Below are 22,524 nucleotides of genomic sequence, written 5' to 3'. Positions count from 1 at the left end.
TATAATGTTTAATTAGTTGAACAAGCAAATTTAAACTATTTTTTATTACATGACAGTGGTCTTTTCCGTTAAATATTTCCAATAACGTTTAGGTACATTTTGAAGGTGTAATTTTGAGTTTTTTCGGGATTTTATATTGGTGGATGTGAAATATGATTTCCATAATTTTTGAAAGTCAATTTCTTTATTATGGAGAATATTCTCTTTATTTTTTGAATTATTGTTAAAATTAAGGCTTATGGGTTCTACTTTTTTTAAATTATAATAAAGGCCAAATTTGCGTTTTTTATCATAAATTATCCATTTTTGATCGGGATATCGGTTCTTAAAATGTTTTAAAATTAGGGGTAAAACGTTAAAATCTGGAGCTATTTTTGCAAAAAATATTCCGTCTTTTAGCAATTCGAATCTAATAAACGCTTCCATTCTATGCTTTTCGCGTCCTACTTTTCTATCTATTTGCGAAATTTTTAAGATCGGTGGATAGGAAAAATCATCAGAGAGATCGGTTTTATGTTTAAATATATGCTGAAAAAAAGCTACAATTTCAATTTCAATTCCGGGGATTTCTGAAAGGAAAGATCTATAAATGCGATGTACCGCTTTTTTAGATGTATACGCTTGAAAGCTTTGTAGAACTCTTTCTGATTTTTCAGTATCTGTGTATATAAGTTCTTTCTCAGCGAAAAAGTCGGGTTTTTCATTTCCTTCAGGATGAATACTAAAATCTATTATCTTTTCTTCATATATCTGGAATATACATGTGAGCAGTCCCTGGAAGGTTCCATCATAAATAAGAATTTTATGAGGCATGATCAAATAAATTTAATTGCGTAGAATAGTCTTTTCTGAACTTGCTCGAACTTGTTTTTATAATCTTAGATTTGATTTGTTCTGCAGTTAGATCTTTTTTCTCCCATAATCGCGAATCACATACGATAAAATATTTTGCACGATTTAAGGCAACACCTATCGCTTTAAGATGTTCCCAGTTTAGTTTACGGTATTTTCTTGCCTGTAAAATTTTAAATACCGATCGCATTCCCAAACCTGGTACTCTTGCTAACATAGATTTATCGGCAGTATTGATATTGATAGGAAATAAGTGTTGATTTCTAAGCGCCCAACTTAATTTTGGATCTATATCTAAATCTAAATTTGGATGATTTGTGTTCAATAATTCCCTGACGTCAAAACCGTAGAAACGAAGAAGCCAATCGGTTTGGTATAATCTGTTCTCACGCAGCATAGGCACCTGAGAGGTGATGGCAGGAAGTCGTGGATCTACAGCTACAGGAACATAACCGGAATAGTAGACCCTCTTCATATTATATTTTTTATAATAATAATGAGCAGAGTACATAATATCGCGGTCACTTTCACCCGTTGCGCCTACAATCATTTGAGTACTCTGTCCTGCAGGTGCATATTTAGGTGTACTTCTTATTAGCTTACGGTCTTCCTTAAACTGAATAATTTCATTTTTTACCTTTTCCATTGGTTTGGTGAAATCTTCATGCTTTTTCTCTGGAGCGAGAAGTTTTAATCCAGAAACTGTAGGAACTTCAATATTGACACTTAAACGATCGGCATAAAGACCTGCCTCATACATTAGCTCATCACTAGCGCCGGGAATAGATTTTAGATGAATGTAACCATTAAAATTTTCTTCTTCTCTTAATTTTTTAGCTACTCTAATTAAGCGCTCCATGGTATGATCTGGACTTTTAAAAATGCCAGAGCTAAGAAAGAGTCCTTCAATATAATTTCGTCTATAGAAATTGATTGTTAGATCAACTACTTCCTGAACCTTGAAAGCAGCTCGTTTAATATCATTACTTCTTCTAGTTACGCAGTACGCGCAATCAAAAATACAATGGTTAGTTAGTAAGATCTTGAGCAAAGAGACACAGCGACCGTCCTCTGTATAACTATGACAAATTCCCATTCCAGAAGAATCCCCCAAGCCATTATTCTTATTTTTTCGATTGCTTCCGCTGCTTGAGCATGAGACATCATATTTAGCTGCATCAGCTAAAATTTCCAACTTCTCATTTATTCTTTCGAAATTCATCCTCGTCTTTTTTCAAAAATAGGAATAAATCCTATTGTAAGGATATTTTCCAATGTTAAATCTTTTGCTAAATAATTTTAGTTATTATAATCTAATATTTATTGTAATTTTGAAGAATGAAAAGCATGAACCCTACCTGCTCAAAAGAAGTTTTTAAAAGCTTGCTTTTATTTTTCAATATATTATTGATCAGTAATTTAGCTGTTGAAAATTCTACTGCACAACAACTAAATCCACCTATACAAAATTATACATCGTTCGAATATGGTGCTGCTAACCAAAACTGGGATTTGTCTATAAACGATAGTGGGATTATATATGCAGCAAATAATAAAGGGTTATTAGTCTTTAATGGCTTAAAGTGGAAAACTTATAATTTAAAAAGTGGTTCCATTATTCGCTCTGTATATGCTCATGCGGGAAAAGTGTATACAGGTTCGTATTTAGAGTTCGGGTATTGGAAGAAAAATACTAAAGGAACTTTTGTTTATCATTCACTAGAACATCTTTTCAAAGAAATAGAGCTAAGTAGTGAAGAATTTTGGGGTATTAAGGCATATCATGGTAATATCTATTTTCGATCCTTCGCTGGTTTATATAAATATGACGGAGAGCAAATAATAAAAATTGAAAGCGGAGTTTTTACGAGTATGCGGTTGTATAAAGATCGCTTATTCGTCGCTAAGGGCAGGGATGGTTTATTCATTTTAGATGAAAATGATAGACTTATTCATTTTAAACCTTCAGAAATAATTCAAAATACAGTTGCAGATATAATTGTGCACAACGAAAAATTAGTAGTTGGAACTAAAGATAGATTATATCAATTGAATGAGAAAAGCAATCAATTTGAAGTAGTCAGCCCATTAATCAATAGTTTCATTAGCAAGGCAGAGCTCAATAAGGTGAGTAGTTTGTCTGATGATATTTTAGTGGTTGGTACTTTAAAAAATGGTTTTTTAACATGGAATAGTGAAACTGGAGAATTTCAAACTTTCGATAGAACTAACGGCCTGCAAAATAATACCATTCTTTCTATGGATGCTTTTCATGGTAATTTATGGTTAGGTCTCGATAACGGAATTGATAGAGTAGAAGTTCAATCTCCAATTAATTTTTATACCGATAGCTTTGGAGAGTTGGGTACTGTTTACGATATGATTAAAGAAGATGATCATTTTTTTCTTGCCAGTAATACAGGTGTTTATTATTTGGATGATAATGGACTAAAATTGCTTCAGGGAGCGGAGGGACATTCTTGGAATTTGACAAAAGCAGAAGAGAAGATTATTAGCAATAGTAATGCTGCCACTTTTCAGGTTTTTAAAGATCGAGTGCTAGCTTTAGATAAGGCAACCGGAAGTTTTGATAGTGAAATATCTCCTAGCAATGATTTATGGATCGGAACCTATACTGGGATTGCAAAATTGAAAGACACAGGCTTGGTTCGCTACGAGAATTTAGATTTCCCTGTAAAGACCATTTTGTTTGAAAATGAACGTGTTTTATGGGCAGCCCATCCCTATGAAGGTGTTTATCGAATTAGCCTGAGTGCAGATCAGAAAAAAACTACTGAAATCTATCGATTACCTAGTTCAGATAGTCTTCAATTTTTTAATCCCGAAATCTATAAGATCAATAATCAAATTGCAGTTTATTCTAACTCTAAATGGTATCGTTACAATTCGTTTTCAGATCATCTAGAAATTTTTGAGGAACTGAAGCATTTAAACGCATATCGACTTCTAAATACGCGAAGAGGTAATTACTGGTTTATAAATACGCGGAATAACGATTTGTTATATACAGATCTTAAGAATCAAAATCTAATTGTTCCATCCTGGCGATTGGAAGATCGCTTAGTTAAGGACTATGAGAATATTATTTCCACTTCAGATTCTACATTTTACGTCACACTTAAAGATGGATTTGCTAAACTAAATCTGAAAGGCTTAGAAGGGGAACGCAAAGATGTTTTTATTGCAAAGCCTTTTGTGACAGGTTTTAGAGGTGTGGAAAAGAAGTATGAATTAAACGATATTCCTGAAGTTAGTTTTAAAGACGCCAGATTGTTACAGTTTGATATTGGCTATCCACTTTCTGACTCACGTGAAATTGAATATCGATTAATAGGAGGAGATACTGTAAAAGGACTTTTAGATAATGGCGATTTGGAATTTCAAAATTTATCCTACGGAAATTACGAATTGCAATTGCAACCTCTGGGAAGTAAAAATGAAACAACTGAATCATTTAAGTTCACGGTACTTTCGCCTTGGTATTTATCAAATATGATGAAGTTAGTTTACGTTATAATATTTATTCTTTTGATAGCCTTGATATATTGGTATAATCGACAACGATTAAAAAAACACCGTAGCCTTATTGAGCAGAAATTCGAGAAAGAACATAAGGAACGTATAAATCGTCTGGAAAAAGAGCGGCTTTTGGACGAAATTGATATGAAGCGCAAGGAGTTGGCAAATACAACCATGATCGCAGCCAAGAAAAATGAAGTTCTTATGGAAATTCAGGGTGAATTGAATAAGGATAAGTCAAAAATGAATGAATATCGCTTAAAGAACATTATGACTAAAATTAATGCTGCGATAAAAAACAAAGATGAGTGGCAGGTTTTTGAAACCAATTTTAATGAAATACACGAAGATTTCTTCAAAGATGTTCTTGCAGTTTATCCAGGTTTAACAAGTAAGGATTTGAAATTATGCTCTTATCTAAAAATGAATCTGACTTCAAAAGAAATTGCTCCGCTAATGGGAATTTCAGTAAGAGGGGTAGAAGTACATCGATATCGTCTCCGAAAAAAAATGGAATTGGATAAAAACGAGAATCTAACAAATTATCTTATTAAAAATTTCTAAATTTTTAAAAATACGCGCTTATTTTTCTGATTTAATACTACTACAACACTACATCATCCCGCTATTTCATCTTCTGTAATTTACTACAAATTCCACTTAGATCACTTATTATCAGGTAATTAAAAATATAATTCATGTGATGTAGTAGATGTGTACTATATCGTTTGCGTTGTTTGAGCTTCTAAAGCTATATTTCGCTAAAATTAAGTAAACATTAAACCGTATGAAATTCAAATTAATTACTGTTTTTGTCATGCTTCTATCTTATATAGGTATGGCACAAGAGACCAAAACCATTAGCGGTACTGTTACAGATACTGCCGATGTGCCACTGCCTGGTGCACAATTAAAAGTACAGGGGAAAGAGATTTTTACTGTTACCGATTTTGATGGTAATTTTTCTCTAGAAGAGGTGGTAGAAGGTGATACTTTTAAAGTTACCTTTTTAGGTTTTCAACCTACTGATATTACTGTTGGTTCGCAAGATCAATACAATATTAAACTTCAGGAAGAAGCTTCGGCTTTGAACGAAGTCGTTGTAATTGGGTATGGAAAAGCCGAATCTCGTGATTTAGCGGGAACAATCTCAAACCTTAAGGCTGAAGAAATTAATGATTCTCCTACGACGTCTGCGTTGCAGGCTGCGCAAGGTAAACTTCCTGGTGTACAGGTTGTAAATGATGGATCACCGGGATCTGTTGGTAATGTAAGAATTAGAGGTGCAATTTCTGTACTTGGTGGTGCAGATCCGCTTTATGTAGTTGATGGAGTTATTACTCAGGATATAAGTGGTATTGCAAACTCAGATATTGAAAGTTTTGATGTCTTAAAAGATGCTTCTTCTACTGCTATATACGGTGCTAGAGGTGCGAATGGTGTGGTTTTAATTACCACCAAATCTGGAAAAGGAAAAATGAAAATTTCTCTTTCTTCTACTACAGGTATTAATACTTTGGTAAACGGAGTAGACATGGCTAACGCACAAGAGTATGCGCGTTATACAAATGAAGCTTTAGTTCGTGGAGGCAACGAACCTGCATTTTCTGATGCAGAAATTGGAGGCCTTCAAACTACAGATTGGATGGACCAGATAACTAGAGAAGGTTTATATCAAAATTATAATATATCTGTTTCAGGAAGTAAGGAAGATGTAGATTACTACGTTTCTGCCAACTATTTGGACGAAGAAGGGATATTAAAAGATAACGATTATGAGCGTTTAACTGTACGTTTAAATAATACGTATCATTTGACTGAAAATATCCGTATTGGTCATAATGTAAGTTTAGTGAGACAAAGAGGTTTTAATCCTTCATTTTCTAATTTCACGAATGCTTACAAACAATCACCACATATTCCTGTAAGAGACGAAAATGGAAACTATAGAAGTACTAACGTGAATAACGTTGGAAATCCTGTAGCGAATATTGAAAACAATAAGAACGTTAATGAGCAAGTACGAATTTTAGGTAATGCTTGGGGTGAAATTGACATTTTCGATTGGTTAACTTATCGTTCTAGTTTAGGTGTGAATGTGCTTAGAGAGAAAAATAGAAGTTATGGCGCTAGATACATTGTAGCTAACGAAAGTGGTAATCAAATTAATAATCAAAATCAGATATTAACGATACGTGATTATGATGAGGAGCGATTCAACTGGGATAACTTTTTAACTTTTGATAAAAAATTCGGTAAACATGACATCAATCTTACTTTAGGATTAACTTCAGAAAGAATAGCATCTGAGGAATTAGAAGCTGCACGTCGAGGTGTACCACCTTCAGACAACTTATTGTACTTAGGGATAGGTGAGCAAGAAGGGCAAACGATAACTAATGAGGGTGACCGCTCTAGTCGTCTTGCTTATTTCTCACGTTTACTTTATAATTTTGATAAGCGATATGTATTTAATGCAACTATTCGTAGAGAAGGTTCGTCCAAATTTGCAGAATCTCAGCGTATAAAATACTATCCATCTTTTGGTGTTGCCTGGAATATTGATAATGAAGAATTTTTTAGCAATCAAGACTTCCTTAGTAACCTTAAATTAAGAGGTAGTTATGGATTGGTTGGTAATGATCGTATTGATTCTGGTCTTTTCCTTCAATTAATAGATTTTTCAGCTTATCCATTCCCAGGTGGTGTTGCAATTGGAGGTTCTTCAATTCAGCAGTATGATGAGAATCTTACTTGGGAAACCACTACAGAACTGGATTTAGGTATTGAGTTTGGATTGTTGGATAATAGATTGAGTGGGGAATTCACGTATTACGACAAACAAACCGATGATATACTTTTCCCATTGGCTTTGCCACAAACTTCAGGTGATGATAGTTTTGTAACTAACGCAGGAAGTATTCAGAATACAGGTGTCGAGTTTGCTTTAAACTGGTCTGATGCTTCAGAGAGTGGAGATTTCAGCTATAATATTGGTTTCAATATTACTAAAAATGAGAACGAGCTTACTAACATTAATCCGGTGATAGCAAATGCAACTCCGTTTATTGATAGTGGAGATCTAGAAAATGGACAAATTGTTACTAGAACGGTAGAAGGTAATGAACTTGGTACATTTTGGTTATATAAAACAGATGGTGTTTTTGAAAATCAAACGGAGATCGATAATAGCGCGCAACCAGGAGCTAAAGTTGGAGACTTTAGATATGTAGATACTAATGGTGATGGATCTATTACGCAAACCGATAGACAATACATGGGATCTTATCAGCCAGATTTTTACTACGGTATTAATTTAGGAGTAACATATAAGCAAGTAGACTTTTCTACCTCTTTATTCGGAAACTCAGGAAACAAAGTATTTAATGGTTTAAGAGCACAAAGATTTAGTGGAGAGAACATAGATTCAGATTTATTCGGAGAGAGATATACCGCAGGTAATACTAACGGAGGTCCGGCTGCTTTCAATGAAGTGCCTCTTCCATCTGATTATTACTTAGAGGATGGCGATTTTCTTCGAGTAAATAACATTACCGTAGGTTACAATTTCTCAGAAAATATTCTGGAAGCAGTTCAACTTTCGCGCTTAAGAGTGTATGCTACAGCACAAAATGCACTAACGTTCACAAAATATAGCGGATTTAATCCTGAATTACCAAGAGGAATTCTTGATAGCGGTTTAGAATTGGATGCTTATCCAACCACAGCTAAGTTTCTTTTAGGATTAAATATTGACTTTTAAAAAATAGTATGATAATGAAAAATTTAAGACTTCAATATAAAACAATGACAAAGACCTTAGTAGTGGTTTCTGCACTACTGGCAATGTCTTGTTCAGACGATTATTTAGACGTAAAACCTGAAGGTCAGGCTACTACAGGTAGTGGGTATTTTCAGGGAGAAAATGTAGAACAGGCAGTTGTTGCTTCTTATTCTCACTTGTTAGATTATAGTCAGCATTCTTTTTCTTTCTCTGGTATTTTCAGTATAGCATCAGACGATGCAGATAAAGGAAGTTCCCCAGGAGATACAGGAGCAGATAAAGCTAAATTAGATAATTTTACTCACGAGCCTACAGATGTTTCCGTAGGTGGAATATGGGGAGCAAATTATCGCGGTGTTGCTACCGCAAATACTGGGATTGATATTGTAAATGAACCTGCAAATAATTTAGCTGAATCAAGTATAGCAGAATATCAGGCAGAATTCAAATTCTTTAGAGCATATCATTATTTCACGCTAGTAAAAGTTTTTGGTGGAGTTCCGATTATTACTGAAGAAACAGATCCTAACGATCAGGAAGCGCTTCTTGTAAGAGATAGTAGCGAAGATGTTTACAATTTTATCGTAGAAGATTTAACTGAAGCTTCAGAAAATTTACCACAAACTCCTGCGCAAACAGGTAGAGTTACCAGAGGGACAGCTAAAACTTTACTTGCCAAAGTACAGATGTATCAAGGGAACTGGGAAGAAGTTTTAGAGCTGACTAATGAGGTGATCGCTTCAGGGCAGTATGCTTTACATCCTAACTACGAAGAGCTTTGGAGAATACAGAATGAAAATACTGTTGAGTCAATATTTGAAGTTCAGGGAAGCTCTTCAGAAAATTTAGGAATTAACAACCTTGCAGAGCACCATGGAGTGCGTGGCCAATGGGGATGGGGATTTGATGTTCCTTCACAAAGTCTCGTAGATGCTTATGACGCTGCTGGAGATGATATTCGTAGGGATGCAACAATTATTTTCCGTGGAGAAGAAATGTACGATAATGATCTTTATGAAAGTGATCCAAATATCTCTGCCGTAGTAAGTGAAGATGCACCTAATCCTTACTATAGTGAGAAGATGTATTTTGGCCCACTTGCAGCGAATGCATTGGATAAAAATCTAATATTGCTTCGTTACGCAGATGTATTACTTATGAATGCTGAAGCAAATAATGAGTTAGGAAATTCAAGTGCAGCTCTTGCAAGTCTTAATGAAGTAAGATCTCGTGTAGACTTATCAGCAATTACTACCACCTCTCAATCTGAACTTAGACAAACCATTTGGAAAGAAAGAAGATTAGAATTTGGTATGGAATTCGATCGATATTTTGATGTGATTCGACAAGGTAGGGGACAACAGATTTTTGGACCGCTTGGTTTTCAGTCTGGTAAAAATGAAGTATTCCCAATTCCTCAAGATCAGATAAGCCTTTCAGGAGGGCTATTAAAACAAAACCCTGGATACTAATAAATCTATTTAAAGGTGTTTCGGGATGTTCCCGAAGCACCTTTACTTTTTAAGCTTAACCGATGAATCTAAATAAACACATATTATATCTTTTGTTTTTGGGCCTCGCATTTACCGCATGCAATGACGCTTCAAAAGAAAAATCAGAAGACAAAAAAGAAACTACTCAGGATTCAAACAAACTGAGTGAAGAAGCTTTACTGGATACCGTCCAAAAGCAAACCTTAAAATATTTTTGGGATTTTGCTGAACCTAATAGCGGAATGGCCAGAGAGCGATACCATCCAAACGGAGATTATGGCGAAAATGATCCCGACATCGTCACTACAGGAGGATCTGGATTTGGTTTAATGGCAATTGTTGCTGGTGTAGAAAGAGGTTTTATTCCTCGAGCAGAAGCCGTTAAGCGTTTCGATAAAATCGCAACTTTCCTAGAAGAAACACCAAAATATCATGGTGCTTTTCCTCACTGGATCAATGGAAGAACTGCCGGAACTCAGGAATTTGGTAACGACAGTAAAGACAATGGCGGTGATATTGTAGAAACCTCATTTTTAGCTCAGGGATTTCTGGTAGTGCGCCAATATTTGCAAGATGGCAATGAAGAGGAAAAAGCTGTAGCAGCGAAATTCGATAAATTATGGGAGAATATTGAATGGGATTGGTACACCAATAATAAAAACGGCATTTTTTGGCATTGGTCACCAAATTATGAGTTTCAGAAAAACTTTATGATCGAAGGTTACAATGAATGTCTAATCACTTATATCATGGCTGCAAGTTCTCCAGGACATGGCATAAAACCAGCAGTTTACCATGATGGATGGGCAAGAAGCGGAAATATTACTACAGATAAAAAAGCTTACGGAATTCCGCTAATATTAAAATTTAATACCAATGGCGATAAAGCGGGACCACTTTTTTGGGCGCATTATTCTTACTTAGGTTTAAATCCAAAAGGATTGAGTGATCGTTATGCAAATTATTGGGATTTAAATGTAAATCATAGCAATATTAATTACGAATATGCTCAGGAAAATCCTAGTAACTTCAAAACATATAGCGAAAATAGCTGGGGCTTAACTGCAAGTTATACTAAGAATGAAGACGGAAGTGTAGGATATACAGCACATTCTCCAGATGATGATAAAGGTGTAGTAGCACCAACTGCAGCGGTAAGTTCTATCCCTTATACGCCAAAAAAGTCTTTAAAAGCAATGCGATATTTTTACGAAGATCAGCATGATTTACTTTGGGGACCTGCCGGTTTTTACGATGCATTCAGTTTAGATGGCGGTGATTGGGTAGCTGAAAGATATTTAGCGATCGATCAGGGACCAATGATGGTAATGATAGAAAATTATAGAAGCGGACTTATTTGGGATCTGTTTATGAGTGCTCCTGAAGTTAAAAATGGACTCGAAAGACTCGATTTTAAAAGATAAAGGAATCAAGTTCAAGTAAGCTAAACTCAAAAAAAATAAATATGAAAATATCCAAAATCGCAATATTAGGATTGTTTATTTTCTTCGGAATTACTTCGGAAGCACAAACCGACGGCATTTCAGAAAATCAATTTAAAGAAACAGTTGAAGTTCCTGTAGATATGGGATACTTGCTTTATAAACCTGAAGCCTATAAGAAATCTAAAGAAGATTATCCTTTAATTGTATTTCTACACGGTGCTGGAGAGCGTGGTACCGATCTTCAGAAAGTAAAAGTAAATGGCCCATTTCAATATTTAAAAGAAGGAAACGAAATCGATGCGGTAATTCTTGCCCCGCAGTGCCCAGAAGGTACGTACTGGCAACCCGATGAAGTTGCAGGTCTAATAAAGAAAATTATTAAAGAAGAACATATTGATCCCAGTAGAGTTTACTTAACCGGTCTAAGTATGGGCGGTTATGGTGTGTGGGCTACAGGTGGAAAATATCCTGAATTATTTGCTGCAATGGCTCCGGTTTGTGGTGCAATTTACAGACCAATTTATAGAAATGCGCAGCATCTTAAAACAATGCCAATCTGGGTTTTTCATGGAGCGATGGACGATGTAGTTTTACCACAAAACAGCAACAATATGGTGATGGCTTTAAAACAAGCCGGTAACGAAGATGTAAAATATACGATCTATCCTTTTGCCAATCACAACAGCTGGACTGAAACTTATAATAACCCTGAATTATATAACTGGTTATTAAGTCAGGAGAAAAAGAAATAAAGAAGTGTATGCATTTCAGCAATATTAGAAATCTGGAAAGCATTTAAACAGATTTCAGAAATAATAGATAGTGCCTAGAATTTTAAAGAATGCATGGCAAATCTATCGAATAATACTTAGTACAACCCTAAATAAATTTACATGATAAAGAAAAGTTTAATCACACTATCACTAATTACCGGATGCTTTTTTGCCCCAATAAAAAACGCGACTGCACAAACCACAAGTGATTCTAAGATGAATGCTAAAGTTGATGAGATTTTAGCCGAAATGACTATCGAAGAAAAGATAGGTCAGCTTAACTTATTAAATCCAGGTGGCGGTGTTGCAACCGGAGCTGTGGTAAGTGATAACGTTCAGCAAAAAATTAAAGACGGTGAAGTAGGCGGACTTTTTGGTGTGGCCGGTCCCGATAAAATTAGAATTGCACAGGATTATGCCGTAAATGATACCCGATTGGGAATTCCGTTACTTATCGGGTCTGATGTAATTCACGGGTACAAAACAACATTTCCAATTCCGTTAGGAACTTCTGCGAGCTGGGATCTAGAAATGATCAAAAAAACGGCACAAATCGCAGCGCAAGAGGCGACCGCAGATGGAATTAACTGGAATTTCTCGCCAATGGTAGACATCGCTCGCGATCCAAGATGGGGACGAATTGCTGAAGGCGCCGGGGAAGATCCTTACTTGGGATCACAGATCGCTAAAGCAATGGTCGAAGGTTACCAGGGTGACGATCTTACTAAAGAAAATACGATGATCGCTACCGTTAAGCACTTCGCTTTGTACGGAGCTTCAGAAGCTGGTAGAGATTACAATACTACCGATATGAGCCGTGTAAAGATGTTTAACGAATACTTGCCACCCTACAAGGCAGCTATCGATGCTGGTGCAGCCAGTGTGATGAGTTCGTTCAACGACGTAGACGGTGTTCCTGCAACTGGTAATAAATGGTTATTAACAGATTTGTTACGTGACCGCTGGGGATTTGATGGTTTTGTAACTTCAGATTATACCTCTTTAAATGAAATGATCGCTCATGGTATGGGAGATCTTCAGGATGTTTCTGCTTTGGCCTTAAAAGCCGGGTTAGATATGGATATGGTTGGTGAAGGTTTTTTAAAAACGCTAAAAAAATCTTTAGATGAAGGAAAAGTTACAGAAGAGGAAATTACGACTGCAGCACGCCGAATCTTAGAAGCAAAATATAAATTAGGCCTTTTTGAAGATCCTTATAAATACTTAGACGAAAACCGACCTGAGAAGGATATTCTTTCCGAAGAAAGTAGAGCTTTTTCAAGAAAAGTAGCTGCTCACTCTTTTGTTTTATTGAAAAAAGATGCGCGTGTATTACCGCTTCAAAAAAATGCTAAAATTGCGCTTGTTGGTCCATTAGCCAATAATAAAAACAATATGTTGGGAACCTGGGCGCCAACGGGAGATCCACAACTTTCTATTCCGGTTTTAGAAGGAATAAAAAATGTTGCTCCAAAGGCTAAAATTAGTTACGCTCAGGGAGCGAATATCACCGATGATAAGCAATTTGCTGAGAACATAAATGTTTTTGGACCACGGGCTGAAATTAGTGAAACTTCTCCTGAAAAAATGTTGGAAGAAGCACTTAAAGTGGCTAAAAAATCTGATGTGATTGTCGCTGTGGTTGGTGAAGCAAGTGAAATGAGTGGTGAAGCTGCAAGTAGAACCAATCTATTGATTCCTGAAAGTCAGAAAAAAATGATTCGTGAATTGGCTAAATTAGGAAAGCCAATGGCGCTAGTTTTAATGAGTGGTCGTCCTTTAAATATTTCAGAAGAATCTGAATTAAATGTAGATATTCTACAAGTTTGGCATCCAGGTGTTGAAGCAGGTAACGCCATTGCAGATGTGATTTTTGGCGATTACAACCCTTCAGGAAAAATTACCGCATCTTGGCCAAGAAATGTTGGGCAGGTACCGGTTTATTATTCCATGAAAAGAACAGGGAGACCCGGTGAAGCTGAAGGATTTGAGAAATTTAAATCTGAATTTTTAGATGTAGATAATTCTCCTCTTTATCCTTTTGGATACGGACTTAGTTATACCGATTTTGAATATAGTGATATAAAAGCAAGTTCAGAAGACTTAACTATGGATGGTACAATCACTTTGAGCGCAACTATTACGAATACTGGAGAGCATGATGGGGAAGAGGTAGTACAATTGTATATTCACGATAAAGTGAGAAGTATTACGCCACCAATGAAACAGCTTATTGGTTTCGAAAAAATGATGCTGAAAAAAGGAGAATCTAAGACCGTAACTTTTGAAGTTAGCGCTGATGATTTAAAATTTTATAACAGTAGTCTTGAGCATGTTGCTGAAGCCGGCGAATTTGAATTTTTTATCGCAGGAAGTTCAGATAACGAGTTTAAAAATACATTTACACTTAAGGAATAAACCAATTCTAACTAACCAGTTTTATAATTTCCAAAACAAAAAACCGATGATAAATTCATCGGTTTTTTGTTTTTAAAAAGTATGCTCAATTTGTTGATTTTGATTATTTAAAAAGACATCATCAAAATATTGAAAAACCATTGGTAAAAATTCAAAAGGAATTCTAGATATTTCGTGTCCGGCTTCAGGAAAGGTATTAAGCATGTAAGATGTATTTAATTCCTTCAATTTATTAGCAAGACTTCGGGAACCATCAAGAATTAGATAACCAGGTTCTTCTTTTCCGCAGAAATGGTGCGGTGCAGTGTTGTAAGGAACCAGATTATCGGCAGTTCCATGGAAAAATATAGTAGGAACTGCATTTACTTCATCAATATAACACTTATCGACAATCGCGCCCGCTAAAGATAAAATACCCTGAAATTTAATATTCTCGTATTTAGCGGCATCTTTAAAAAGCAAGTCGCGATTGAAAGCGGCGCTTAGAACAGCTTCGGCGCCTGCGCTACTTCCGCCAATAATAATTTTTTCAGGATCGATATCAAACTGCTGTTTCTCCTGAATCATAAAGTTTACAGCATCCAAAAAATCTTCAGCAGCCAGTTTAAAAGTTCCTATTTTTCCTTCGGTATCAAAATCACAACCAAAAGATTGATCTTTTCGAGTTAAGCGATAGGAGATTTGCACCGCAACATAGCCATAACTGGCAGCGATTTTGGCCAATTTCACCTCGTCAGTATTACGCGGACTTCCATAACCAAATCCGCCCCCGTGCATAAAAATAAATACTGGTCTGTTTTTAAATGAATTTTCAGGTTCGTAAATATCTAGGTAAAGATCTTGTTTGTCTTTTTTTGCGTAATTAAGCGTTTTACGCGGTTTCACTTTATAGAGACTGTCGGTAAAATGTTGTTGTGCAGAAACTTGTAGTGTAAGAATTAAAAATATGCAAATAGAAAGGCTTCTCATTACTTCAAAATGTTTTTGATATAAGTTGAAAATAGCGATTTTTGGCTGAATTTAAAGTGGTTTTTTCGATTTTAAAATTTTATCTTCGCACTTCAAATTTATTACGATGAGCTTAGAAAAAGACGTAATGACGCAGATGAAAGCTGCGATGAAAGCAAAAGATTCGGCAGCTTTAGAAGCTTTAAGAGCGGTTAAAGGAGCCATACTTTTGGCAAAGACTGAAAATAGTCAGCAGGAATTAACGAAAGAGCAAGAAGTGAAAATTGTTCAGAAGTTGGTAAAACAGCGTAAAGATAGCGCGCAGGTTTACAGAGAGCAGAATAGAGAAGATTTAGCTGAACCGGAAGAGAAGCAGATTGAAGTGATTGCTCAATTTCTACCAGAACAGTTAAGTGAAGCTGAAATTGAAGCTAAAGTAGAAGCAATTATTGCTGAAACTGGAGCTGATGGAATGAAGGATATGGGTAAAGTTATGGGAATAGCTTCTCAACAACTTGCTGGTAAAGCTGACGGAAAAACGATTTCTACTGTAGTTAAGCAAAAGCTTAGCAATTAATAATATTATCCCGAGTATTCTCGGGAATGGCCCCGTAGTTCAACTGAATAGAATATCAGATTTCGGCTCTGAGGGTTGCAGGTTTGAATCCTGCCGGGGTCACTTTTTAAGAATAACAATAGATTAAAAAACCACGCAAATCCTAGGGATTGTGTGGTTTTTTGTTTTAATATCCTTTATTAAATCTAGATCTTTCTTTTATTAGTCAATTGCTATTGGATGAATTATTATTCATGGAACTAACTCTTCTTTAGTTTTGTCATAAACTTTTTTATTTCAGGAGCGAGTTCAGAAAATAGTTCGTTTTTCCTGTTTTTTAGCATGACTTCAGTGAAGAGTTTTAGACCTATGGCAAATTCAATAGATTGATTTTCGTTTTTAAAATGTTTTTTTTCTTTGATGCGATCGATAATTTGAAAAATTTCATCATGATTTTCAAAGTCTATCTCCAAAGTTTTAGCTTGGTAATCTGCTTCTTTTGCAGTCTGAATCTGAGCTAATTTCAAATTATATTTATTACTTCTTTTCATCGTCTTAGCTTACTTGACTTTCAACTTTAAATCTCTGAATACGATTCATAATCCAGGGTTTTATTATAAAAGAAATAAGCAATCCTAGACAAATACCAATAGGTACAGACTTTAGAAAAGCACTAAACCACTGATTTACGAAAGACGATGTAAATCCAAAATTGATGGTCACTACAATAAAAGAGATAAAAAACTCCATCGTACAGCCAATTAGTACGCCTATTAAAATCTTTTTTGCCAGTGAATCATTTTTAAGGAAAAGCGATACTAATTTTGTAATCATTAGTGTACTAAGCATTCCTAGTGGCGAGAAGATAAAAAGGCCTATTACTATTGAAGTAAACCATTCTTCAAGAAATTGAGGTGCAAAACCTAAGTTCACCCAAGTAAAGAAAAAGGTAATGGAGCCTACAATGGTTAATAGTATTAAAAATATGGGAGAGAAAAGCTTTATTTTTCGCATCATCTATTTTTTATGAGGCGCAAATTTCAATATTTAAGCACTTTAAAACATTGATCTAGTTTATTGTTTTTCGGTATAGAATTCTTTACGTACTCTACTAATAATTTCTGGAGTGAGATCTAAATAATTGGCAATATTTACGTTAGAGAGTCTGTTTTTTAAATTTTGATTTTCTGTGACGAATTGAATGTATTTCTCTTTTGCAGTTTTTCCTGAACGACTAATCATACCGTGATGGGAATGCTCATACACAGATTCTAGTAATTGTCTGTAATATTTTTCCAGCGCGGGGATTTTTTCTAAAATGTCATCTTTATCCTGAAGTGTTAGCGTTAAAATTTCACTGTCTTCGATCGCCTGAATGTACAAGAGAGATGCTTTTTTATTGTTGAAACTACTAGGGTCGATAAGCCAATAATCTTCGGGTGCAAAATAGATAACATGCTTATTCCCTTTATCATTAATATGATAAACCTGAAAACATCCTTTACTTACAAAAGCTTCAAAATTAGAAGGATCGCCTTCTCGAATAAAAAACTCATTTTTCGCATATCTTTTTGGTGTAAATTTTTCCTTTAGAATAGCCCATTCATCCTCTTTTAAATTGACTGAGTTTTTAATATTTTCCTTTAGTTTGCTAAACACCTTTTTTGATTTTCTTCGACTCTTTTTCCATTGAAACGCTTGTTGCAAGATATAATTTTCTGAATTATGAATAAATGGATAATGGTGGAAAAGTCCTCGGTTTTCTTTACATCGATGCTTAAAATATGAGTAGTCTTAGACTATGTACTGAATGAAACCTTTAATGAAAATTCCTTTTTCAGATTTTTTGAACTATGTCGTCTTATTGCCGGCTTCAAAATTATCGATAACAGAAACTACCCGTATTAAGCTTCCGTTATTAACAATTTTTTTCATTTTACAATTTATTGATTTTCGTTTTTACGGGTTAATTCAACTTTCGGGACTCCTAATAGTAAAGGACCTGATGAATGAAAAAAATAACTAATAAAGAACGTAAATGTATTCGGTATTTATCTGGAGAGATGTCTCTGGAAGACCGGTCGGTTTTTGAAATTGAGCTATCCTTGGATGAAGAGCTAAATGATTTCTTTAAAACCTATAATGCTGTATGGAATGATTACGATAAGGAAGAAGCAATTCCGGTAAGCTTTCAGGAAAATGCATTTACTCATAAAAATATAGCGCTAGTAAGCACATTTATATTACTAGGCTTTGTATTATTTATAAGTTTTTCTTGGTTTGATACGCTTCCTAGCAATAATCAAATCACTGCTAATAATGGCCAAAGAAAGATAATTTATTTAAATGATAGTAGCAAGGTGATCTTAAATAGTAATAGCACACTCTACTATCCTACGGTGTTTGAGGATTCTAGAGAAGTTAAACTTGATGGAGAAGCTTATTTTGAAATTACTAAAATTCCTGATCATCCTTTTATAGTAAATAGTCAAAACTTCAAAGTAAAAGTTCTAGGGACACATTTTTCAGTAAATAACAGAGCTGCTAAAAAGGAAATTGCATTAGATGAAGGTAAAGTAGAGTTTATCCAGAATAACAATAATGATAAAATCACTTTATCACCTCAAGAACGTCTTATTTGGGATACCGAAAATAATCAGGTTCATAAAGAGAATTTTGATCCTAGAAAGGAACTCGCCTGGACAACTAATACATTACTTCTTGATAATGTTTTATTTAAAAATGCACTTAAAGATATTAACCAATTCTATGGAGTCCATTTCGTAATTAATGATAATGATTTACTAAATCAACATATTACAGGAAGCTTCAAAGACCAGAATCTGGATCATTTTATTCAATCTCTAGAATTTATTGCAAGTGTAGAGATTCAGGAGTTACAAGAAAAGATTTTCCTAATTAAATCTATTGATCATGATTAAGCCATTAAAATCAATAATTCCCAGCAAAAGTACAGATCAACAGCTTTTTAGAAGGATGAGTAATGGTGAATATAAAGCATTGAATATTCTTTTTAATAAATATTATACTCCTCTTTGTCAGTTTGGGCGACTATACGAAAGAGACGAGACGCTGGTAGAAGAAAAAATATCCGACGTTTTTATTCAGTTATGGAATAAAAGAAAACTATTGAAAGATATCGCTAATCCAAAATCATATTTATATGTAACAGTTAGAAATAAATTATTAAAAAAAAGTACTAATAAGATAGATCTTCAGTATCTCGATGATCATTCTAATCATACTGGTTATTTGCATGCACCTAGTATCGAGGAAGAAACGATCGTTCAGGAAACTAAAGATAGTATTCAGCATTATTTAAATAAAATATTGAATGTTCTACCTAAAAAGTCCAGAAGGATCTTTGTAATGAGCAGGGTAGAAGGATTTAAATATAAAGAGATTGCTGAAATTATGGAGATCTCTCCAAGAACAGTAGAAACCCACATCGCTATCGCCGTCAAATACCTAAGTAAGCAACAAAAATTTCCAAAACCCTAAAAGCAGAAAATCATTGAAGAGTTAATTCAAAATTTAACTCAAAAAAACTAACAAAAAAATGGTAAGAAAATTATTTTTAATGCTCATAATATGTTTGAGTATAAATGTTTACCCTAATACTATTGGGGATTTAAAAAAATCATATTTAAACTCCGTAAAACCAGAACGAAATTTAATTGTTCTTGATTTGAAAGACAGTCCATTAAATGCTGTCTTTACAGAAATTGAATCACAAATTGATAAAAAGTTTATTTATTTACCAGATCATCAAATATTTAAGTCTAAAGTTTCATTAGCATTTAAAGAAGTTGCCTTAGAGGAGGTTCTTAAAAGGATAGAAAAGCTTGTAGATTTAAAATTTAGAATTACAGAAAACGGAATATTAGTTAAAGAAGCTAATAACTCTTCAGCTGCAAGTCTTCAGCAGGTTAATATTGAAGGAACGGTAATCGATGAGCAATCGTTACCAGTACCGGGAGCCACTGTAATGCTGATTTCAGAAAAAAGAGGAACCGCTACAGATTTTGACGGAAATTTCAGCATATCTCTACGTGATAGTAATTTTCCTATAGAGCTTAAAGTTACTTACGTAGGTTATAAAACAAAATATGTACCTGTTACTGAAGCAATGGATGATTTACAAATTGTTTTAGAAGCTTCAGCAGAAAGTCTAAATGAAGTAGTTATAACTGGGCAGGGCGCTGATGTTAGAAAAAAACGTTTAGCTACCTCTGTAGTTACTATAGATGAAGAAAAGTTAAATAAGATCTCGGCACAGCGAATAGATCAAAAATTATCGGCAGAATTGCCCAATGCTCAGATTAATCTTACTGGAGGCCAAGCGGGAGCAACGTCTATTATTAGAGCCAGAGGAGTAAATTCTGCATTTTTAAGTTCTACTCCAATTATTTATTTAGATGGTGTTCGAATGGATAACCTGAATACGCAAATGCAACTTGGCGGAACTTCTCAAGGTTCAGCCATTAGTGCCTTGGCTGACATTCCCATGGATAATATTGAAAAAATTGAATATATCAACGGAGGTGCCGCAACTACTTTATACGGCTCTGATGCAGCAAATGGAGTGATACAAATTTTTACTAAAAAAGGAGGTAAATTAGGCACAAATTTAACCGTAGCGGTAGAGAGTGGTGTAGAGACTCCTACCAATGATTATTTACATTTTGACCAAACAGACGATTTATTATTTAGAAATGGAGTGTATCAAAAATACAGGCTAAATCTAAGTGGTAAAGGAGAGAAAGGTTTTGGTTATACATTTTCAGGGAGCTTTAGAAATAGTTCTGGCGTACAGATTCAAGATCAAAATAATAATTTGAAAGCAGATTTTAGTACAGGTTTTAAAGCCTCGCTTAATGACCAACTGAATTATGAAAGTTCTTTTATTTATGTTCATAATGAATATAAAAGAAATAGAAATGGAAACCAGGGAGGTTATACTGGATTATGGTTCGCTGAGGATGGCGCATCTGCAATTACCGGCCCTGGCTTTAATAATCGATTAGATGAGCTAAACGATCAAGAATATCAGGAAATTAAAGATTATATTAGTAATGCTGAAAGCCTGCAGGATAATCAGATCGTTGTTAATCGTTTTACAACCTCACAGATTTTAAAATATAAGCCGCTTAAAAACTTAAACTTTAGATTTACAGGCGGTCTGGATTATCGTGCTCAAGATCAAAGTACAGTTGTAACGAATGAATACCTTACTGCTACAAGAGGGCAGGAGGTTATGGATGAAGGAAGTATTCAGAATGTTCAGAGAAACTATCTGGGGCTTACATTAGAACTTACTGGACAGCATAATTGGGATTTAGATAATTTCTCCTTAATTACGACTTTTGGAGGCCAATTTTTTAGAACCAAAGATCATCAAATTCTTTATAGCGGAACTAATATTAGAGACGGAGCGCAAACAATTAGTGATGCAGCCGTAAGAGATAGTGATGAGTATTTGAGCGAAGTTTTAAATTATGGATTTTATCTTCAGGAGAATATTGGATTTAAAGATAAGTTGTTTCTGGATTTGGGTATTCGTGGAGATCGTAACCCTTCATTTGGAGAAAATATAGGAACACAATTTTATCCAAAAGCGGGACTGTCTTATATGCTTTCTTCGGAATCATGGTTCAATTCAAAATTATTTAATTCGTTTCGTCTGCGAGGTAGTTATGGAGTTGCAGGAAATTTGCCACCAGCGTATGCCAACGAAAAAACTATTCGATTTAATGGATTTTTGGGAGAACAATCTGCTTACTTTGGACAGCCAGGAAATGATAATCTAAAACCAGAGAAAACAAGTACTTTTGAAGGTGGTGTCGATATATCACTTTTAGATAGTAGAATAAATCTTTCAGCAGGTTATTATAGGGCACAAACTAAAGATGGCTTGTTTTACGTACCATCTGCACCATCTACCGGATATAGCGTTAGTCAATTATATAACATTGGCGAAATCGAGAATTATGGTTTAGAATTGAGTGCTAATTTTATTCCTATTGATACCAAAGATGTTAATCTTAGTATTAATGCTTCCTTTAATACTTTGCATAATGAAGTATTAGATTCAGGCGGAGCTCCTGCCTTTAATATAAATGGATTTAGTTCACGTACATTACAAACGGTTGTTCAGGAAGGATACCCTATAGGTTTCTTAAGAGGTAATAAGGGTACGTTTGATGAAAATGGTGTGCTGGATACTACCGATCCGCAATCTTATTTAGGTACCACAATTCCCGATGTTTTTGGAAATCTTAGCTTAAATTTCACTTACAAGAATTTCAATTTATTTACCAATGCTTCTTATCAGTCTGGTGGATACGCTCATAATTGGGATGCTCAATTTAGATATTATTACGGAGCATCAGAAGACTATATCCCTGCTGGTGAAATAGAGGCTAATGGTAGAGCTAATTGGTTAGCATTTACCGATCGATTTGTAGAGAAAACAGATTTTCTGAAAATAAGAACTATTGGTGTTAGTTATACATATTAACCTGAAAATAAGGATCTTTATAAATCTGTAACCTTTGGTGTTACTGCCGTTAATCCCTTAAACTTTGCTTCCTCATCGTTCGATCCAGAGGCTACCATTAGTGGAGCAGCCCAAGGACAGGGAGGAGCAAGTACTGGCGGTATATCTTACGCAACATACTCTGCACCTAGACAA

At 34.8% G+C, this 22,524-nt stretch carries 16 protein-coding genes and 1 tRNA gene; 11 read left to right on the top strand and 6 right to left on the bottom strand.

Translation table 11 applies throughout. The annotated features are described in order from the left end of the window. Positions 1 to 45 precede the first annotated feature (45 nt). Positions 46 to 813, bottom strand: a complete 768-nt coding sequence (locus QWY91_RS09875; RefSeq protein WP_290234381.1) for a TIGR03915 family putative DNA repair protein — start codon at positions 811 to 813, stop codon at positions 46 to 48. Further along, complete coding sequence (locus tag QWY91_RS09870) at positions 803 to 2,074, bottom strand: putative DNA modification/repair radical SAM protein (protein ID WP_290234378.1); 1,272 nt, start codon at positions 2,072 to 2,074, stop codon at positions 803 to 805. The genes QWY91_RS09875 and QWY91_RS09870 overlap by 11 nt, the downstream gene beginning before the upstream one ends. Before the next feature lie 125 nt (positions 2,075 to 2,199). On the opposite strand from QWY91_RS09870, the gene QWY91_RS09865 reads away from it, so the two are divergent. The 6 genes from QWY91_RS09865 (at position 2,200) to bglX (ending at position 14,305) form a co-directional block, all read left to right on the top strand. Then, complete coding sequence (locus tag QWY91_RS09865) at positions 2,200 to 4,956, top strand: LuxR C-terminal-related transcriptional regulator (RefSeq protein ID WP_290234376.1); 2,757 nt, start codon at positions 2,200 to 2,202, stop codon at positions 4,954 to 4,956. A 223-nt stretch (positions 4,957 to 5,179) separates the two neighbouring features. After that, positions 5,180 to 8,155 (top strand): SusC/RagA family TonB-linked outer membrane protein, encoded by a 2,976-nt coding sequence (locus QWY91_RS09860; protein ID WP_290234373.1) that lies wholly within the window; start codon positions 5,180 to 5,182, stop codon positions 8,153 to 8,155. Positions 8,156 to 8,169: 14 nt separating this feature from the next. Then, positions 8,170 to 9,648: a RagB/SusD family nutrient uptake outer membrane protein gene (locus QWY91_RS09855; RefSeq protein ID WP_290234370.1), complete on the top strand. Its 1,479-nt coding sequence runs from the start codon at positions 8,170 to 8,172 to the stop codon at positions 9,646 to 9,648. A gap of 62 nt (positions 9,649 to 9,710) precedes the next feature. Next, positions 9,711 to 11,093 carry a glucoamylase family protein gene (locus QWY91_RS09850; RefSeq protein WP_290234368.1) on the top strand — a complete coding sequence of 461 codons (1,383 nt, stop codon included), beginning with the start codon at positions 9,711 to 9,713 and terminating at the stop codon, positions 11,091 to 11,093. A 41-nt stretch (positions 11,094 to 11,134) separates the two neighbouring features. After that, a complete protein-coding gene (locus tag QWY91_RS09845; protein WP_290234364.1) occupies positions 11,135 to 11,866 on the top strand; it encodes a carboxylesterase family protein in 732 nt (243 codons plus the stop codon). A gap of 141 nt (positions 11,867 to 12,007) precedes the next feature. Continuing rightward, complete coding sequence (bglX, locus tag QWY91_RS09840) at positions 12,008 to 14,305, top strand: beta-glucosidase BglX (RefSeq protein WP_290234360.1); 2,298 nt, start codon at positions 12,008 to 12,010, stop codon at positions 14,303 to 14,305. A 72-nt stretch (positions 14,306 to 14,377) separates the two neighbouring features. Here the strand turns inward: bglX and QWY91_RS09835 are convergent, their stop codons facing one another. After that, positions 14,378 to 15,274 carry an alpha/beta hydrolase gene (locus tag QWY91_RS09835; RefSeq protein WP_290234358.1) on the bottom strand — a complete coding sequence of 299 codons (897 nt, stop codon included), beginning with the start codon at positions 15,272 to 15,274 and terminating at the stop codon, positions 14,378 to 14,380. A gap of 106 nt (positions 15,275 to 15,380) precedes the next feature. On the opposite strand from QWY91_RS09835, the gene QWY91_RS09830 reads away from it, so the two are divergent. Together QWY91_RS09830 and QWY91_RS09825 are read left to right on the top strand one after the other, a co-directional pair. After that, positions 15,381 to 15,830, top strand: a complete 450-nt coding sequence (locus QWY91_RS09830) for a GatB/YqeY domain-containing protein (RefSeq protein WP_290234355.1) — start codon at positions 15,381 to 15,383, stop codon at positions 15,828 to 15,830. A 28-nt stretch (positions 15,831 to 15,858) separates the two neighbouring features. After that, a tRNA-Arg gene (locus tag QWY91_RS09825) sits at positions 15,859 to 15,932 on the top strand. A 137-nt stretch (positions 15,933 to 16,069) separates the two neighbouring features. Here QWY91_RS09825 and QWY91_RS09820 read toward each other — a convergent pair. From QWY91_RS09820 to QWY91_RS09810, 3 genes are read right to left on the bottom strand one after another with little or no spacing between them, the layout of a single operon-like run. After that, positions 16,070 to 16,360 (bottom strand): DUF3861 domain-containing protein, encoded by a 291-nt coding sequence (locus tag QWY91_RS09820; RefSeq protein ID WP_290234353.1) that lies wholly within the window; start codon positions 16,358 to 16,360, stop codon positions 16,070 to 16,072. A 4-nt stretch (positions 16,361 to 16,364) separates the two neighbouring features. Further along, a complete protein-coding gene (locus QWY91_RS09815) occupies positions 16,365 to 16,826 on the bottom strand; it encodes a DUF2798 domain-containing protein (RefSeq protein WP_290234352.1) in 462 nt (153 codons plus the stop codon). Positions 16,827 to 16,883: 57 nt separating this feature from the next. Then, positions 16,884 to 17,468, bottom strand: a complete 585-nt coding sequence (locus QWY91_RS09810; RefSeq protein ID WP_290234349.1) for a Crp/Fnr family transcriptional regulator — start codon at positions 17,466 to 17,468, stop codon at positions 16,884 to 16,886. A 350-nt stretch (positions 17,469 to 17,818) separates the two neighbouring features. On the opposite strand from QWY91_RS09810, the gene QWY91_RS09805 reads away from it, so the two are divergent. The 3 genes from QWY91_RS09805 (at position 17,819) to QWY91_RS09795 (ending at position 22,350) form a co-directional block, all read left to right on the top strand. Next, positions 17,819 to 18,751 carry a FecR family protein gene (locus QWY91_RS09805; RefSeq protein WP_290234347.1) on the top strand — a complete coding sequence of 311 codons (933 nt, stop codon included), beginning with the start codon at positions 17,819 to 17,821 and terminating at the stop codon, positions 18,749 to 18,751. Next, positions 18,744 to 19,331 carry an RNA polymerase sigma factor gene (locus QWY91_RS09800; RefSeq protein ID WP_290234345.1) on the top strand — a complete coding sequence of 196 codons (588 nt, stop codon included), beginning with the start codon at positions 18,744 to 18,746 and terminating at the stop codon, positions 19,329 to 19,331. Before QWY91_RS09805 ends, QWY91_RS09800 begins: the two co-directional genes overlap by 8 nt. A 79-nt stretch (positions 19,332 to 19,410) precedes the next feature. Next, entirely contained in the window at positions 19,411 to 22,350 is a 2,940-nt protein-coding gene (locus QWY91_RS09795) for a TonB-dependent receptor domain-containing protein (RefSeq protein WP_290234342.1), read from the top strand. The last annotated feature ends 174 nt before the right edge of the window (positions 22,351 to 22,524 follow it).

The sequence above is a fragment of the Zunongwangia endophytica genome (assembly GCF_030409505.1).
GTDB lineage: Bacteria > Bacteroidota > Bacteroidia > Flavobacteriales > Flavobacteriaceae > Zunongwangia > Zunongwangia endophytica.
Note: the sequence above shows the minus strand (reverse complement) of the source record. Positions and strands in the feature narration are given on the sequence as shown.

Excerpts from the sequence above, each read along its gene's own strand:
- QWY91_RS09875 (WP_290234381.1), bottom strand. The coding sequence starts at position 813 with ATGCCTCATAAAATTCTTATTTATGATGGAACCTTCCAGGGACTGCTC.
- QWY91_RS09870 (WP_290234378.1), bottom strand. The coding sequence starts at position 2,074 with ATGAATTTCGAAAGAATAAATGAGAAGTTGGAAATTTTAGCTGATGCA.
- QWY91_RS09865 (WP_290234376.1), top strand. The coding sequence starts at position 2,200 with ATGAACCCTACCTGCTCAAAAGAAGTTTTTAAAAGCTTGCTTTTATTT.
- QWY91_RS09860 (WP_290234373.1), top strand. The coding sequence starts at position 5,180 with ATGAAATTCAAATTAATTACTGTTTTTGTCATGCTTCTATCTTATATA.
- QWY91_RS09855 (WP_290234370.1), top strand. The coding sequence starts at position 8,170 with ATGAAAAATTTAAGACTTCAATATAAAACAATGACAAAGACCTTAGTA.
- QWY91_RS09850 (WP_290234368.1), top strand. The coding sequence starts at position 9,711 with ATGAATCTAAATAAACACATATTATATCTTTTGTTTTTGGGCCTCGCA.
- QWY91_RS09845 (WP_290234364.1), top strand. The coding sequence starts at position 11,135 with ATGAAAATATCCAAAATCGCAATATTAGGATTGTTTATTTTCTTCGGA.
- bglX (WP_290234360.1), top strand. The coding sequence starts at position 12,008 with ATGATAAAGAAAAGTTTAATCACACTATCACTAATTACCGGATGCTTT.
- QWY91_RS09835 (WP_290234358.1), bottom strand. The coding sequence starts at position 15,274 with ATGAGAAGCCTTTCTATTTGCATATTTTTAATTCTTACACTACAAGTT.
- QWY91_RS09830 (WP_290234355.1), top strand. The coding sequence starts at position 15,381 with ATGAGCTTAGAAAAAGACGTAATGACGCAGATGAAAGCTGCGATGAAA.
- QWY91_RS09820 (WP_290234353.1), bottom strand. The coding sequence starts at position 16,360 with ATGAAAAGAAGTAATAAATATAATTTGAAATTAGCTCAGATTCAGACT.
- QWY91_RS09815 (WP_290234352.1), bottom strand. The coding sequence starts at position 16,826 with ATGATGCGAAAAATAAAGCTTTTCTCTCCCATATTTTTAATACTATTA.
- QWY91_RS09805 (WP_290234347.1), top strand. The coding sequence starts at position 17,819 with ATGAAAAAAATAACTAATAAAGAACGTAAATGTATTCGGTATTTATCT.
- QWY91_RS09800 (WP_290234345.1), top strand. The coding sequence starts at position 18,744 with ATGATTAAGCCATTAAAATCAATAATTCCCAGCAAAAGTACAGATCAA.
- QWY91_RS09795 (WP_290234342.1), top strand. The coding sequence starts at position 19,411 with ATGCTCATAATATGTTTGAGTATAAATGTTTACCCTAATACTATTGGG.